This is a genomic window from Methylobacterium variabile (assembly GCF_001043975.1).
Lineage (GTDB): Bacteria > Pseudomonadota > Alphaproteobacteria > Rhizobiales > Beijerinckiaceae > Methylobacterium > Methylobacterium variabile.
Window position 1 is genome coordinate 1 of the sequence record NZ_LABY01000182.1, and the last position, 14,243, is coordinate 14,243.

Below are 14,243 nucleotides of genomic sequence, written 5' to 3' on the forward strand. Positions count from 1 at the left end.
GCATCTCGGCTGCGAGCACGGCGTATGCGGGGCCTGCACGGTGCTCCTCGACGGCGAGCCGGCCCGGGCCTGCCTCACCTTCGCGGGCGCCTGCCCGGGCGCCGCGATCACCACGGTCGAGGGCCTGGACGGCGACGCGGTCGCCGCCGAGCTGCGCGTGGCCTTCAACCGCGAGCACGCGCTCCAGTGCGGCTACTGCACGCCCGGCATGCTGATCGCCGCGCGCGACCTCGTGCTGCGGCTGCCCGACGCGGATGAGCGGCGGATCCGCGTCGGCCTCTCGGGCAATCTCTGCCGCTGCACCGGCTATGCCGGCATCGTGCGGGCGGTGATGAGCGTGATCGCGGAGCGGCGCGCCCGCGGCATCGGGCCGGAAAGCGGAGCGGAGCGCGCCCTCGGGCCGGTCGGCGCGCGGCTCGGCGAGGCGCCTGTGCCGCTCGGCACCGCGCAAGCCCGGATCGTCCCAGGGGCGGCCCCCATCGCGACCACGACCGTCGCCGATCTCGGCGCTGCCTTCACGCCGGCCCACAGCTTCACCCAGACGATCGACCTCTCCCACCCGCCGGAGGCCGTCTTCGCGCTGCTCAGTGACGTCGAGGCGGTGGCCGCCTGCCTGCCGGGCGCCGTCCTCACCGGCCGCCCGGATCCCGACACGGTCGAGGGCGGGCTTCAGGTTCGGATCGGCCCGATCGGGGCGACCTTCCGGGGCCGCGCCCGCATCGCGCACGACCCGGCGACCTTGAGCGGCGCGGTGCGTGGCGCCGGCGCCGATGCGGGCGGGCGCTCGGCGACGGAGGGCGAGATCCGCTACCGCGTCGGCTCGGGCGAATCTCCCGGCACCGCCCGGGTCGTGCTCGACGTCGGCTACACCCTCACCGGGCCGCTCGCGCAGTTCGGCCGCCCCGGCCTCGTGCGCGACCTCGCCGGCCGCATCACGGCGGATTTCGCCCGCAACCTCGACGCCCGCCTCTCGGGCGCCGCCGCTCCGCCGCCCGCCGGCCTCAACCCCCTCCGCCTGCTCGTCGCCCTCGTCCGCGCCCGCCTCGCGGCGTGGCGCGGCCGCGCCTGACCTCACCCCACACCATCCCCGCTTGCGCCCCACAGGAGACACGAGAATGCCCGGCCGGTTCACCCTCACCACCGCGATCCTGCTGGCGCTCGCCACCACGGGGGCGCGGGCGGACACGATCCGCATCGGCGTCAACGAGCCGCTGACCGGGGCCTTCGCGGCCTCGGGCACCTACGTGGTGAACGGCGCCAGGATCGCCGCCGACGAGATCAATGCGCGGGGCGGGGTGCTGGGCAAGAAGCTCGAACTCGTGGTCGAGGACAACAAGAGCAACCCGACCGAGGCCGCCGCAGTCGCCGAGAAGCTGATCACCAGCGACAAGACCCCGGTGCTGATGGGCGCCTGGGGCTCGAGCCTGACGCTCGCGGTGATGCCCAAGCTCATGGACTACGAGGTGCCGATGCTGGTCGAGACCTCCTCGTCCGGCAAGATCACCACGTCGGGCAATCCCTTCGTCTTCCGCATCTCGCCGCCCTCGGCGCTCGAGGCCGAGACCTTCGCGCCGATGGTCTCGAAGCTCGGGATGAAGAAGGTCGACTTTCTGGTGCTCAACAACGATTTCGGTCGCGGCGCCGCAACCGATTTCGGCAAGATGCTGAAGGAGAAGGGCGTCCAGATCGGTCTGACCGAGATCATGGATCAGGGCGCGCAGGACATGAGCGCCCAGCTCGCCAAGCTCAAAGGGTCCGACAGCGATACGATCATGATCACGAGCGCCGTCGACCAGCTCGTGCTGCTGTTCAAGCAGATGTCGGCCCTCGGGCTCAAGAAGCGCGTGATCACCACCGGCGGCTCCCAGAACCCCGACCAGATCATCGCACAGGCGGGCTCTGCCGCCGACGGCACGATGCACCTGACCACCTTCCTCCCCTGGCTCCCCGAGAAGACCCCGGACCCGAAGGCGACCGAGACCTTCATCGCGGAGTGGAAGAAGCGCGGCTTCCAGTTCGCGGGCGTCACCGAGAGCTTCCGCGGCTACGACGGCATCCGGGCGATCGCGCACGCCATCGAGAAGGCCGGCAAGGCCGAGCCCGCCGCGATCACCAAGGCCTTCTGGTCGGTGGACTTCACGGGGCTGAACGGCCCGATCCGCTTCGCCAAGTCCGGCCCCGCCGGCAAGGAGAGCGGCCAGAGCAAGCCCGACGTCTACCTCATCGAGATCAAGGACGGCCGCGTCGTCGTGCCGACGCTCTGACGCAGCCCGGCCGGCCCCCTGAGCCGGCCCGGCACACCCATCGCACGGTCGCCATCGGGAGGACCGCCCATGGAGCAATTGATCCAGCACCTCGTGAACACGCTGATCCTTGGGGGCACCTACGCGCTCCTCGGGATCGGCCTGACGCTGATCTTCGGCATCATGAACGTCGTGAACTTCACGCACGGCGCCCTCTACACGGTCGGAGCCTATCTCACCTACCTCGCGGTGGCGGCGCTCGGGCTCGATCTCTTCTTGGCGCTGCCGGTCGCGATCCTCGGGGGACTCCTGCTCGGGGCGCTGATCGAGGTCGTGCTGCTCCGACCGCTCAGGGGACAGGACATCGACACCACCATGCTGGTGATGATCGGCGCCGGCATCGTTCTGCAATCGGGCACGCTCTGGATCTTCGGCGGCGTCGCCAAGGCGGTTCCCTCGCCGTTTCCCGAGGCGCCGCTGCAGATCGGCCCGGCCTCCGTCTCATGGCTGCGCCTGTTCGTGCTCGGCGCTGCCCTCCTGCTGATCGGGCTCACCTACGCGCTGATCAACCGGACGAAGCTCGGCCTCGCCATGCGCGCCGCCTTCCAGGATTCCGACACCGCGGCGCTGATGGGCGTCAACGTGCGGGTCATCTACACCGCGACCTTCGCGATGGGCTCGGCGCTGGCCGCCGCGGCCGGCGCGCTGCTCGGGCCGGTCTACGTCGTCCATCCGCAGATGGGGGGGCTGGCCGAGCTGAAGGCCTTCGCCATCGTGATCCTCGGAGGCCTCGGCAACGTCACGGGGGCGGCGATCGGCGGCTTCATCCTGGCGCTCGCCGAAGAACTCGGGGCCGGCTACATCTCCTCCGGCTACCGGGACGCGATGGGCTTCCTGATCATCATCGCGGTGCTGCTCTACAAGCCGACCGGCCTGTTCGCCAAGGCGGAGCGCGTCGGATGAGCCGACTCCTCCCCTTCGCGCTCCTCGCGGCGCTCGCCGCCCTTCCGCTGGCCCTGGGCACCAATCCCTACCTGCTCAACGCGCTGATCGTCACCGGCATCCTGACCATCGGCGCCATGAGCCTGAACCTGCTCCTCGGCTTCACCGGGCAGCTCAGCCTCGGCCACATCGCCTTCTTCGGCATCGGCGCCTACGTGAGCGCGCTCACCAGCCTCGGCTTCGACGTGGAGATCGGCTTCGGCTACCGCGTGGTGCACGAGCCCTGGCCGGCCGCGGTCGGCTTCCTGCTGGCGGTCGTGGCGGCGGGCCTGAGCGGCTACCTGATCGGCCGGCTCTCCTTCCGGGTGCGCGGCGCCTATTTCGTGCTCGTGACGATCTCCTTCGCCGAGGTGGTGCGGCTCGTCGCCCTCAACTGGGTCGAGCTGACCCAGGGGCCGCTCGCGCTCACCAACATCCCGGCCATCACGCTCGGCCTGCCCGGCCTCGGCACCTGGACGCTGCGGACGAAGCTGCAGAACTACTACCTCGTCCTCGGTGTCGGCACGCTGTGCTGGCTCGTCGTCGCGTCCCTCGTCGGCTCGCGCTTCGGCCGGGCGATGCGCGGGCTGAAGGAGAACGAGTCGCTCGCGCTGTCGGTGGGCATCAACGCCACCCGCACGCTCACCGTCGCGGCGGTGATCTCGGCCGCGATGGCCGGCGCGGCCGGCAGCCTCTACGCGCATTACCTGCGCATCATCGATCCCGACGTGTTCCTGTTCTCCACCACCGTCAGCATGGTCATCATGGTGGTGGCGGGCGGCAAGGGCACGCTGATGGGGCCGGTGATTGGCGGCCTGATCTTCGGCCTTCTGCCGGTGGCGCTTCGTCCCGTGATGGCGCCGGAAGCCCAGTGGATCGTTTACGGGCTCGTGCTGATCGTGATCCTGTTCGTGATGCCGCGAGGCATCGTGCCGGGGCTCGCCGCCCTCCTCGCCCGCCGGTCCGCCCGGGCCGTGCCCGTCCTCGAAGCCAGCCCGGAGGTGCAGCGATGAGCCCGATCCTCTCGGTCGATCACGTCGGCGTGCGCTTCGGCGGCCTCGTCGCCATCGCCGACCTGCACTTCGACGTGCACGCGGGCGAGATCGTCAGCCTGATCGGCCCGAACGGGGCCGGCAAAACCACCGCCTTCAACGTGATGACGGGCTTCCTCAAGCCCAGCCAGGGCGAGGTCCGCTTCCGCGGCACGGGCCTGAAGGGGCTCCAGCCGCACGAGATCACGCGGTTGGGTCTCGCCCGCACCTTCCAGCGCACCAGCGTCTTCCCGGACGATACGGTGTTCGACAACGTGATGATCGGCCTGCACCGCCGGGGCGCCTCCGGGGCAGCCGGCACGAGCCGGACGCCGCTGCTCGACGCTCTGCTCGGCCGCGCCGGCGCGAGCGAGCGGGCCCTGCGGGCGCGCGCCGCCGCCCTGCTCGACTGGACCGGCCTCGGCGGCCGGGCGCAGGAGAAGGCCGGTTCGCTCGCCTACGGCGAGCAGCGTCTCGTCGGCGTCGCGCTGGCGCTCGCCACCGAGCCCGCCATGCTTCTCCTCGACGAGCCGGTCTCGGGCATGAACGCCTCGGAGACGCGCGTCTTCGTGCGCCTGATCCGCCAGATCCGCGAGCGCGGCATCACGATCCTGCTCGTCGAGCACGACATGCCGATGGTGATGGAGGTCTCCGACCGCATCGTCGTGCTGAACTACGGCCGCCTGATCGCCGAGGGACCACCGGAGGCGATCCGCAGCGATCCGGCGGTGATCGAGGCCTATCTCGGCCAGGGCAGCGCCGCACGGCGCGCCGCCGCGGAGGTTCGGGAGGCGGCCCATGCTTGAGATCCGCGATCTCGTCTGCGGCTACGGCCACGTCACCGCCCTGAAAGGTCTCACGATCGACGTCCGCGCCGGCCAGCTCGTCGCGCTGGTCGGGGCGAACGGGGCTGGCAAGTCCACCACGCTCCGGGCGATCTCCGGCCTCGTCCCGGCGCGCTCCGGCACGATCCGGTTCGAGGGCCGCGACATCGCGGGCGCGGAGCCCCGCCGCATCCTGGCCGAGGGCATCGCCCACTGCCCGGAGGGTCGGCGCGTCTTCCCGCAGATGAGCGTGGCCGAGAACCTCGCCATGGGCGCGTATCTGCGCCGTGACCGGGCGGGCATCGCGGCGGATCAGGCGCGGATCTACGGGGAGTTCCCGCGGCTCGCCGAGCGCCGCGGCCAGGCCGCCGGAACGCTGTCGGGCGGCGAGCAGCAGATGCTGGCGATCGGCCGCGCGCTGATGGCCCGCCCGAAGCTCGTGCTCTTCGACGAGCCCTCCCTCGGGCTCGCCCCCAACATCGTCGAGCGGATGTTCGCGGTGATCCGGGCGATCTGCGACGCCGGCACCACCGTCCTGCTCGTCGAGCAGAACGCCTTCGCAGCCCTCGAACTCTGCGACTACGCCTACCTGCTTGAGACGGGCCGCATCGTGCTCGCCGGGACGGGAGAGGCCCTCATCGCCGACCCTCATGTGCGGGAAGCCTATCTGGGTGGCTGAGGGGCGACGGGCGCGGATCCGCCTCGGCCCGGCGGATCTCCTGGGCGGCCGGACCCTGCTGCCGGTCGTCGCGGGCGGGCAGCCCCTGCTCCTCGTGCGGGATGCCGGGCGGATCGTCGCCGCCGAGCGGGCCTGCCCGCACGAGGGCGCCGATCTGTCCCACGGCCAATGTGTCGGCGGACGGCTTCGTTGCCCGCGCCACCTCGCCTCGTTCGACCTTGAGGATGGATCGGTCTCGCTGGGCTGGTCCTTCCGCGCCCTCCGCCTGTATCCCGTCGAGATCGCATCCGACGGACTCTGGATCATGCTGACGTAGGGGCCGTCCCGTCGGCTTCCACCTCGCGCCGGGCCAGGCGCACGAACTGCCGGGACGCGATCAGCGATCCCGACCCAGAGCAACGAGGCTCCGACCGCCTGTCCGGCCTGGATCGACAACAACCGCACCATTGTCGAGAGGCTCCGGGCCTGCCTCGACGAGTGGCGTGCCATCGCGACCCGCTACGACAAGACGGCCGTCAGCGTCATGGGCGTCGTTTGCATCGGTGCCGCCCTGCTCTGGATCAGGTGACAACAGACCCTGGTCCATTGACCAGACACGAGCGCCGACGTGCCGCTCGCTATCTCCTGCGGCTTCACGAGCGGGATGCATTCCGGCAGGCTGGAGAGCGGTCGTCGGATCAGGCGCAGAGCAACACCGAGGTGTCGGAGGTCACGCTGCTCGCTCCGAGCGGCTCCCCGTCGTTGAATACAGAGGAGGCCTTCTCCACCGTCCCGCTTGGCTCGCATCAGCCGCGGGGCCGAGAAGGTAATCGAAGGTCACCGGAGGGATGGGATCGGCAAATGCCGGGCTGGTCGACGCCAGTGAACCGCACGGTGGAGAGATGCCAGGCGCCGTTTGGCCGCCGGCACCTCGATCGCTGCATCCGAGTGGCAGCGGCAACGGACCAGGTCAAGGGAGATCAGCCAGCGCGCGGGCGCAGCGCCTCAGCTGCCGTTCCACGAGAGACATGAAACTGCTCCCTGTTTCCATCACAGACGATAAAACTGCTCTGCATTGTCATGAAAGAGCTTGCGCTTGTCGCCGGTCGGGAAGTCGACGGTGATCGCCTTGAAGGCGTCGAAGATTCGGTCGTAGCTCGAGAACAGCTTGTCGACCGGGAAGTTGCTGGCGAACATGCAGCGATCGACTCCGAAGGCGGCGATCGCCTCGAGCACGTAGGGCTTGATGCTGTCGGTCGTCCAGGTCCAGTCGCCCATGCCGAGCCCCGAGATCTTGCAGGCGACGTTCGGCGCCGCGGCGAGGCGGTGCATCCCCGCCTTCCAGGCGTCGAAATGCTCCATCCCGTCGACCTGCATCCCGGTATGGTTGAGGATGATCTGGGTGTCCGGGAACGCGCGGGCGAGATCGTAGGCCTCCTCCATCTGCGGGTAGTAGAGTTGCAGGTCGAAGGACAGCTCGAGGTCGCGCAGGAGCTTAAAGCCGCGCCGCCACGCCGGCTCGCGGCTCACGCCGGGCCGGTCCAGATAGGTCTTCACCGGATCGGGATGGTAGTTGAGCGACTGGCGGATGCCGCGAAAGTTCGGGAAGGTGCGGTGGCCCTCCAGCACGTCCCGCACGTCGGGCGCGGCGAGGTCGGCGTAGCCGACGATGCCGTGGGGAAAGCCGTGCGCATCGGCGACCTGCTGCAGCCAGCGCGTCTCGCCCACCGGATCGCGCGGGTCGAAGCCGACATCGAGGTGGACCGACTTCACGACGTTCTGGTTGCGCGCATCCGCGAGGTAATCCTCGATCCGGTAGTTGCGGATGATCGGGCTGTAATCGCCGAAGACGATCGGCTTCGGGCCGTCGGTCAGCCAGGGATAGTAGTGCTTGTCGAGATCCCAGAGGTGGTGGTGAGGATCGATGATCGGGAAGTCGTCCATGGGCTGGCGTCCATCGCAGGCCTGCCCGGATGGGTCGCGGGCGGGCGGAACTCGTGTCGAGGGGCGGGACCGGACGGCGCCCGGTCCCGGTTGTCACGCTCAGTACTGGCCGGCCGAGGGCGGGTAGACGCGCTTGAGCTTGGCCTGCGCCTCGGGACTGTCGATGTCCTTGGCGGTCACCAGCGGCTCGGGCAGGGGCAGTTCCTTCGTCACCGGCGCGCCGGTCAGCGCGTTGTAGACCTGCTGCACCGCCTCGATGCCCTGACCGCCCGCCTCCTGCAGGAACAGGCCCTGGATCACCCCTTCGCGCAGCAGGCGCACCGTGGTCGGGCTTCCGTCAGCGGTCGCGACGCCGACCTTGCCGACCAGCCCCTGGGTCTGCAGCGCCTTGGCGGCGCCGGTGGCCGCCTCGTCGTACATGCCGTAGATCGCCTTCACGTCGGGATTGCGGGTGAGCAGGTCGTTCGTCTGATCGACCGCCTCGCGCACCGTCAGCCCCTTGGTCTGCAGCACCTGCACGAGGTCGCAGCCTTCGGCCGCGAAGGCCTCCTTGGCGCCCTTGAGGTATTTCTGGGCGTTCTCGCGATCCTGCGGCAGCGAGAGCATGCCGACCTTGTTGCCGCCGCGCTCCTTGGCCAGGCCACAGACGAACTTCCCCTCCTCCCGGCCAGCCTCGTAGTTGTTGGCCGTCACCGTGGAGGTGTAGTCGGTCTCGCCCGGCTGCGGGCCGATCCCGGTGAACGCCACCGGGATGTTCTTGTCCTTGAGGAGGCGCAGCACCGGCGGGGTGCTGGCCGAGCTCACCGGTCCCATCACTATGGCGTCGACGCCGCGGGTGAGCGCCGTGCGCACGTTGGTCATCTGGTCGACGGGCGAGTTGTGCGAGTCGAGCTCGATGTAGTCGATCCCGAGCTCCTTCGCCTTGGTCTTCGCGCCGTAGGCGACCCACTGCCAGTACGAGATGTCGAGGGACGGGGCGATGTAGGCGACGGTGAATTTCTTGCCCGGCTTCGTCTCGGCGGCGGCCGGGGCGGCGGCCGCGAGGGCGAGGGCCGTGGCGAGCGCGAGGCCGCGCAGGGGTGAAGGTGTCATGGAAAAGGGCGTCATGGGGGTGTCCTCCGGGGGATGGGGGCGTCTTCTTCGCGCCGGTCAGGCGCGCGCCTTGGTGAAGCGGTCGATGAGCACTGCGACGAGGATGACGAGGCCGGTGACGGAGCCCTGCCAGAAGCTGTTGATGCCGATCAGGTTCACACCGTTCTGGATGACCGTGATCATCACGGCGCCAAGCATCGCGCCGATCGCCGAGCCCGTGCCCCCGAACAGACTCGCTCCGCCGATCACGCAAGCGGCGATGGCCTGGAGCATCAGGTTGGCGCCCGAGGTCGCCTCCGAGTTGCTGATGTAGGAGAGGCTCATGAGGCTGGAGAAAGAGGCAAAGAGGCCTGACGCCACGTAGACGCCGAAGCGCACCGCATCGACCGGGATGCCGAGCAGCCGCGCGGCCTTGGCGTTGCTGCCGATCGCGTAGACCCAGCGGCCGAGGACGAGCTTGCGAAGGGCGAATTCGAGGAGCGCGACCCCGGCGATGCAGAACAGGACGTAGTTGACGACGCCCGGCACCAGGGTGCCGCCGTTGAGCCGCCAGAAGTCCGGATCGAGGATGGCGATCGAGTGGCCGTCGGTTACCACGAAGGCGAGGCTGGCGCCCACCGCGAAGGTGACGAGCGTCACCACGAAGGGGGCGAGCCCGACGAACGTGACAAGGGCACCGTTGATCGCGCCGACGCCGATCCCGACGCCGAGGCTGGCGAGACAGGCGACCGGCCAGGACAAGCCGGCCGACAGACCGAGCCCGGCCACCATGCCGGTCAGGGAGAAGGTCGAGCCGACCGAGAGGTCGATGCCGCTCGTGGCGATGACCAGGAAGACGCCGAGCGAGACGAGGATCAGCGGCGCCGAGGCCTGGGCGACGTTGGCGAGGTTGCCGAACGAGAGCGCCTGCGGCGACCACAAGCTGACCACAAGCTCGATCAGCACGATCGCTGCCGCGATCGCGATCTCGGTGCGGTAGACGCGCAGCAGGCGCGTGCCGGCTCCGGCGCGGCGGGGGCGGACGGGCGGGGCCTGCACCGGCGCGCCCGCGATGGTGTCTGTCATGGAATCGTCCTCGCTTGTAGCGAAGGGGGAGCGGCCTCAGGCCGCCATGCCGGTCGCCCGGGCCAGGGCGACCTCGTTGACCTGTGCTCCGGCGATGACGCCGCTCACCTCGCCGCGCAGGTCGAAAGCGATGACCCGATCGCAGATCTCGATGAGTTCCGGAAATTCCGTCGACCACCACACGACGACCGTGCCGAGGACCGCCATCTCGCGGATGAGGGCGTAGATCTCGCGCTTGGTGCCGATATCGACGCCGCGGGTCGGCTCCTCGAGGACGAGGACCCGGGGCGGGATCTCGAGCCAGCGCGCGAGGAGCAGCTTCTGCTGCGTGCCGCCGCTCAAGGTCAGCGGCGAGTCGTCGACCGAGTTCGCCTTGATGGCGAGGCGCGCCAGCGCATCGCCGGCCACCGTCGCCTCGGGCCGGCGGGCGAGCCAGCGCCGAGTCGCGACCCTGGTCGCCGCCACGACGTTATCGAGGATCGGAAGGGTGGTGAGCAGGCCCTTCTCGGCGCGATCACCCGAGACGTAGCCGATGCCCTGCCGCACGGCGCGGGCCGGGCTGCGCAGGTCCGCGGCAGCGCCGTTCATCGTGACGTTCCAGTCGCTGTCCGGGGCGGCGCCGACGAGCGCATCGATGAGTTGCCCAGGACCGGCGGGCGCACCGGCCAGACCGAGGATGGTCCCGGGTTCGAGCGTCAGCGACAGGCCCTGCCCCTCGATGCCGACAGTCGTGCCGGCCCCGGGGCGGCTGCCGGCCGAGCAGGGAGTGGACGGTCCTGGCGCCGCCCGCGAGGCCGCCTTCTGTCCCATCGCCTCGACGATGCTCGCATCGTCGAGGGTGGCGAGCGGTTGCCGATCGACGACGGTTCGGCCGTCGCGCAGGATGGTGCACACATCCGCGACCGCACGGATCTCCTTCATGCGGTGGGAGACGAGCAAGGTGCTGATGCCCTGCCCGGCGAGGCGGCGCAGGATGGCGAACAGCCGCTCGCTCTCGGCGAAGGTCAGGTTGGCGGTCGGCTCGTCGAGGAAGAGCAGCCGCGCACCCGATCCGAGCGCCCGGGCGATCTCGATCAGCTGACGTTCGTGCAGGTCGATCTCGGCAACGGGGCGGTCGAGCGCCTCGCGGGCAAGCCGCTCGTCGATCTGGGCGAGAGCGGCCCTTGCCTCCTTCCGGCGGTCAGCCGCCCGCACGGGCACGAAGCCTTGGCGAAGGCGCGGAAGGTAGATGTTCTCTGCAACAGAGAGGTGCGGCAGCAGAGCGAGTTCCTGGAAGACCACCGCGATCGGGTGAGGCCCGTCGTCGAGGATCGATAGCGAGCCGGCATCACGACGCAGCGATCCCGAGGCAATGCGGATCAGCGTCGACTTGCCCGCGCCGTTACCACCCAGCAACGCGTGAATTTCACCCGGCGCGATCCTGAGGTCGACGCCGCGCAGGACGGACGTGGCCCCGAAGCTCTTGCGTATCCCGGTCGCCTCCAGGAGGAAGGCGGACGTCGTCATCGCGCAGCCCCGATCCGGCCGCGAGCACTTCTCGCCCTTCCCTGCTTCGATGCCAGGGTCATGGCGTTTCTCCCGAAGTTTCGGAGCGAGTTATCTCGCTTCCCTTCCGGTAGGAATTGCCCTGGAAAGACAATCGTGCAAACGCATTTTGCGCAACGATCGATGAAATGGATTCATCTCCACCGGGTCGGTTTGGGCTCGGCGGTGCCTGCCACGTCGGCGGAGGCACAGGCTGCAAGCAGACCCCAGAAGGACCCGCGAGCCCGGCTGCCGAGAATGCCCTCAGCGGCATTGTGATGCCGGTCGGGGCTTCCGTGGCGGTCAACTGGTGTGTGACGTCCGCCTGACGGTCCCCCGGAATGGCCGGTCCGCATCCAGTTCACTGCCATTCCTTCAGGACAGGCGGGGCGCGGAGTGGGACGAGCTGTGAGGACGGCACGCGCGACCCGTCCCTGTCAGGAGTCGTGACGCTCGCCCTTGGAGGCGATACACATCCGCACCCCGCTCGCCGGCTCAGTCCGGCCCGGGACGAAGAGGTGCGCGCACTCGTGACCGGTCCTGACATCCCGAGTGCCCGCCGCCCCGCGGCGTGGCGGCATGCCAATATCGGCCGCCTTCTCAACAATGCGGTCCGACGCTTCGAGGCACGCGTCCTCGACCTCATGGCGGCGAGCGGCCACGCCGAGACGCGGATCGCCCACGTGAACCTGACCCGCAACCTCGACATCGAGGGCACGCGCCTGACCGAGCTCGCCCGGCGTGCCTCGATGAGCAAGCAGGCGATGGGCGAACTCGTCGACCAGTGCGCGGCCTTCGGGCTGGTTCGCCGGACCATCGATCCCGACGATCGCCGCGCCCGGCTGATCGTCTTCACGGCGGCAGGATTGGCCTGGCTCGACGCCTTCCGGGCCGCCGTCGATGCGGCGGAGAACGAGATGCGGGCCGAACTCGGCCCGAAGACCATGAGCGAGATCGCGAACGGGCTGATGGCCTACGGCGCGAAATTCGACACACTCAAGCACGCGGCCGATAGTCAGGACGCTTGACGAAATCCGTCAGGCAACCTTACGATCCTGTCATTGGCAGCGGTCCGGAGCGTCCGCGTGGGCGCGCCCTGCCGCGGTCGGGAGGGCTCGTGCCGTCGGAGACCGGCGTTGCCCTTCCGGTCCTTATCCGTTGTCTTGTTGCGTAAATCGTAAGTTGTAAAGAAGATCAGCCTGGGAGGAAGCTGTGTCTGCAAGCAACGCCGACGCCGAGGCGCCTGCCGCGTCCGGGCCGCCGGCGATGGGGAGCGCCCGTCGTCGGCATGATGAAGGCACGCACCGTCCTGCTCGGCGTCCTGCCGGATGCGGCGCGTCGGACAGGACACTCTTTCCCCTCGCTGCCGCCCGCGCTGACCGCCGTGACACTCTTCCCGCGGGCCCTCGCGCCGGCCCGCGATCCGGCGAAGCGGCGACAAGCGTCGCACCCTGGCCAGCGGCGGCCTGAGCGAGCGCCTGCCGGCGCCGGCGGTCCGGGCGAAGGCCTGATCCGCGCCGGACGAGATCGACCGCCTGCCCGCCGAGGCGCGTGCCGCAGGCGGGCGAGCCGCCTCACCACGTCGCGCTTCCACGAGGCAAGGCCTCTGACGGGTTCGAAGGAGAACGGGCAGATGGAGATCGCCATCGCGGGTGCCGGGATCGGGGGGCTCGCGGCCGCCCTGTGCCTGCACGAGAGAGGCTTCGGGGTTCGCGTCTTCGAGGCCGTGGAGACGCTGCAGCCCCTCGGCGTCGGCATCAACGTCATGCCGCACGGGGCCGGCGTCCTGCACGACCTCGGCCTCGGCGCGGCGCTCGACGCGATGGCCATCCGCACGCGGGCCATCGAGTACCGCACGCGCTTCGGCCATCTCATCCAGTCGGACCTGCGCTGCGTCGAGGCCGGCTTCGCCTACCCGCAATACTCCGTGCACCGGGGCGAATTGCAGTTCCTGCTGCTCGATGCCGTCCGCGAGCGCCTCGGACCGGACGCGGTCGCAGCCGGCAAGGCGGTCTCCACCCTCGACCAGGACGCGCACGGCGTGCAGATCGGCTTCGCCGACGGAACGGCGCTCCGCAGCGACCTTCTGATCGGCGCGGACGGCTTCCGCTCCCGGGTGCGCCGGCACCTCCACCCGGACGAGGGGCCGGCGCATTACGAGGGCACGATGATGTGGCGCGGCGCCAACCTGCAGGCGCCCTTCGCCGACGGGCGAACGATGTTCATCGCGGGCGACCACGACGTGAAGTTCGTCTGCTACCCGATCAGCGCCCGGGCGGCGCGCGAGGGAAAGGCCCTCGTCAACTGGGTGGCCGAGGTGCGGCATGACCAGCCGCGCGCGGCCGACGAGGCCGACTGGACGCGGGAGGGCGGTCGCGACGTCGTCGCCGCCTTCGAGGGGTTCCGGATGCCGGACATCGACGTTCCGGCCCTCATCAGGGATACGCAGCGCATCACGCAGTACCCGATGATCGACCGCGACCCGCTGCCCTGGTGGACGCAGGGACGGATCACGCTCCTGGGCGACGCCGCCCACCCCATGTATCCGATCGGCGCGAACGGCGCGTCGCAGGCCATCCTCGACGCACGCGCGCTCGCCGACTGCCTGGCGGCGCATCCCGGGCCCGAGGGCCTGGCCGCCTACGAGGCGGTCCGACGCCCCGCGACGACCAGCGTCGTGCAATCCAATCGCCTGTCCGGGCCCGAGCGCGTCCTCGACATCGCGGCGGCCCGGGTCACCGGTCCCGACGACCGCATCGAGGATCTGATCTCCGCCGACGAACTGGAGGAGGTGGCCGCGCGCTACCGCCAGGTCGCGGGGTTCGAGAAGCGGACGGCCTGAGCCGACCCTCCCGGCGGGCGTCGAGCCCGACCAGCCGCC

At 70.0% G+C, this 14,243-nt stretch carries 13 protein-coding genes; 9 read left to right on the top strand and 4 right to left on the bottom strand.

Annotated features, from left to right (window positions below):
- From VQ02_RS24435 to VQ02_RS24465, 7 genes are all read left to right on the top strand, one after another.
- Positions 1 to 1,069: xanthine dehydrogenase family Fe-S subunit (locus tag VQ02_RS24435; RefSeq protein ID WP_048446839.1), on the top strand; the 1,069-nt coding region annotated here is incomplete at its 5' end.
- Between the two features lie 46 nt (positions 1,070 to 1,115).
- Positions 1,116 to 2,264, top strand: a complete 1,149-nt coding sequence (locus VQ02_RS24440) for an ABC transporter substrate-binding protein (RefSeq protein WP_048446840.1) — start codon at positions 1,116 to 1,118, stop codon at positions 2,262 to 2,264.
- Between the two features lie 69 nt (positions 2,265 to 2,333).
- Positions 2,334 to 3,206 (top strand): branched-chain amino acid ABC transporter permease, encoded by an 873-nt coding sequence (locus tag VQ02_RS24445; RefSeq protein WP_048446841.1) that lies wholly within the window; start codon positions 2,334 to 2,336, stop codon positions 3,204 to 3,206.
- The gene (locus VQ02_RS24450) at positions 3,203 to 4,237 is read left to right on the top strand and encodes a branched-chain amino acid ABC transporter permease (RefSeq protein ID WP_048446842.1); all 1,035 of its coding nucleotides are present in this window, start codon (positions 3,203 to 3,205) and stop codon (positions 4,235 to 4,237) included. The genes VQ02_RS24445 and VQ02_RS24450 overlap by 4 nt, the downstream gene beginning before the upstream one ends.
- The gene (locus VQ02_RS24455) at positions 4,234 to 5,061 is read left to right on the top strand and encodes an ABC transporter ATP-binding protein (RefSeq protein ID WP_048446843.1); all 828 of its coding nucleotides are present in this window, start codon (positions 4,234 to 4,236) and stop codon (positions 5,059 to 5,061) included. The genes VQ02_RS24450 and VQ02_RS24455 overlap by 4 nt, the downstream gene beginning before the upstream one ends.
- The gene (locus tag VQ02_RS24460) at positions 5,054 to 5,758 is read left to right on the top strand and encodes an ABC transporter ATP-binding protein (RefSeq protein WP_048446844.1); all 705 of its coding nucleotides are present in this window, start codon (positions 5,054 to 5,056) and stop codon (positions 5,756 to 5,758) included. The genes VQ02_RS24455 and VQ02_RS24460 overlap by 8 nt, the downstream gene beginning before the upstream one ends.
- Positions 5,751 to 6,074 carry a Rieske (2Fe-2S) protein gene (locus VQ02_RS24465; RefSeq protein ID WP_245239835.1) on the top strand — a complete coding sequence of 108 codons (324 nt, stop codon included), beginning with the start codon at positions 5,751 to 5,753 and terminating at the stop codon, positions 6,072 to 6,074. The genes VQ02_RS24460 and VQ02_RS24465 overlap by 8 nt, the downstream gene beginning before the upstream one ends.
- Positions 6,075 to 6,787: 713 nt before the next feature.
- On the opposite strand, the gene VQ02_RS24470 is transcribed toward VQ02_RS24465, so the two are convergent.
- The 4 genes from VQ02_RS24470 to VQ02_RS24485 all read right to left on the bottom strand — a co-directional run bounded on the left by VQ02_RS24470 (position 6,788) and on the right by VQ02_RS24485 (position 11,344).
- On the bottom strand, positions 6,788 to 7,681 hold the full coding sequence (locus VQ02_RS24470) for an amidohydrolase family protein (RefSeq protein WP_048446846.1): 894 nt from the start codon (positions 7,679 to 7,681) through the stop codon (positions 6,788 to 6,790).
- A 99-nt stretch (positions 7,682 to 7,780) separates the two neighbouring features.
- Positions 7,781 to 8,788 carry a substrate-binding domain-containing protein gene (locus tag VQ02_RS24475; protein WP_245239836.1) on the bottom strand — a complete coding sequence of 336 codons (1,008 nt, stop codon included), beginning with the start codon at positions 8,786 to 8,788 and terminating at the stop codon, positions 7,781 to 7,783.
- A 42-nt stretch (positions 8,789 to 8,830) separates the two neighbouring features.
- Positions 8,831 to 9,838 (bottom strand): ABC transporter permease, encoded by a 1,008-nt coding sequence (locus VQ02_RS24480; RefSeq protein ID WP_048446848.1) that lies wholly within the window; start codon positions 9,836 to 9,838, stop codon positions 8,831 to 8,833.
- 36 nt (positions 9,839 to 9,874) lie between these two features.
- Positions 9,875 to 11,344 (bottom strand): sugar ABC transporter ATP-binding protein, encoded by a 1,470-nt coding sequence (locus tag VQ02_RS24485; RefSeq protein ID WP_048446849.1) that lies wholly within the window; start codon positions 11,342 to 11,344, stop codon positions 9,875 to 9,877.
- A 536-nt stretch (positions 11,345 to 11,880) separates the two neighbouring features.
- Between VQ02_RS24485 and VQ02_RS24490 the strand changes: the two genes are divergently transcribed.
- Positions 11,881 to 12,390, top strand: coding sequence for a MarR family winged helix-turn-helix transcriptional regulator (locus VQ02_RS24490; RefSeq protein WP_157080793.1), 510 nt, complete (start codon positions 11,881 to 11,883; stop codon positions 12,388 to 12,390).
- 605 nt (positions 12,391 to 12,995) lie between these two features.
- The gene (locus tag VQ02_RS24495) at positions 12,996 to 14,204 is read left to right on the top strand and encodes a flavin-dependent oxidoreductase (RefSeq protein ID WP_048446850.1); all 1,209 of its coding nucleotides are present in this window, start codon (positions 12,996 to 12,998) and stop codon (positions 14,202 to 14,204) included.
- Positions 14,205 to 14,243: the final 39 nt, after the last annotated feature.

What these genes read in the sequence shown, in the direction of transcription:
- VQ02_RS24440 (WP_048446840.1), top strand. Translation starts at nt 1,116, where the DNA reads ATGCCCGGCCGGTTCACCCTCACCACCGCGATCCTGCTGGCGCTCGCC.
- VQ02_RS24445 (WP_048446841.1), top strand. Translation starts at nt 2,334, where the DNA reads ATGGAGCAATTGATCCAGCACCTCGTGAACACGCTGATCCTTGGGGGC.
- VQ02_RS24450 (WP_048446842.1), top strand. Translation starts at nt 3,203, where the DNA reads ATGAGCCGACTCCTCCCCTTCGCGCTCCTCGCGGCGCTCGCCGCCCTT.
- VQ02_RS24455 (WP_048446843.1), top strand. Translation starts at nt 4,234, where the DNA reads ATGAGCCCGATCCTCTCGGTCGATCACGTCGGCGTGCGCTTCGGCGGC.
- VQ02_RS24460 (WP_048446844.1), top strand. Translation starts at nt 5,054, where the DNA reads ATGCTTGAGATCCGCGATCTCGTCTGCGGCTACGGCCACGTCACCGCC.
- VQ02_RS24470 (WP_048446846.1), bottom strand. Translation starts at nt 7,681, where the DNA reads ATGGACGACTTCCCGATCATCGATCCTCACCACCACCTCTGGGATCTC.
- VQ02_RS24475 (WP_245239836.1), bottom strand. Translation starts at nt 8,788, where the DNA reads ATGACGCCCTTTTCCATGACACCTTCACCCCTGCGCGGCCTCGCGCTC.
- VQ02_RS24480 (WP_048446848.1), bottom strand. Translation starts at nt 9,838, where the DNA reads ATGACAGACACCATCGCGGGCGCGCCGGTGCAGGCCCCGCCCGTCCGC.
- VQ02_RS24485 (WP_048446849.1), bottom strand. Translation starts at nt 11,344, where the DNA reads ATGACGACGTCCGCCTTCCTCCTGGAGGCGACCGGGATACGCAAGAGC.
- VQ02_RS24495 (WP_048446850.1), top strand. Translation starts at nt 12,996, where the DNA reads ATGGAGATCGCCATCGCGGGTGCCGGGATCGGGGGGCTCGCGGCCGCC.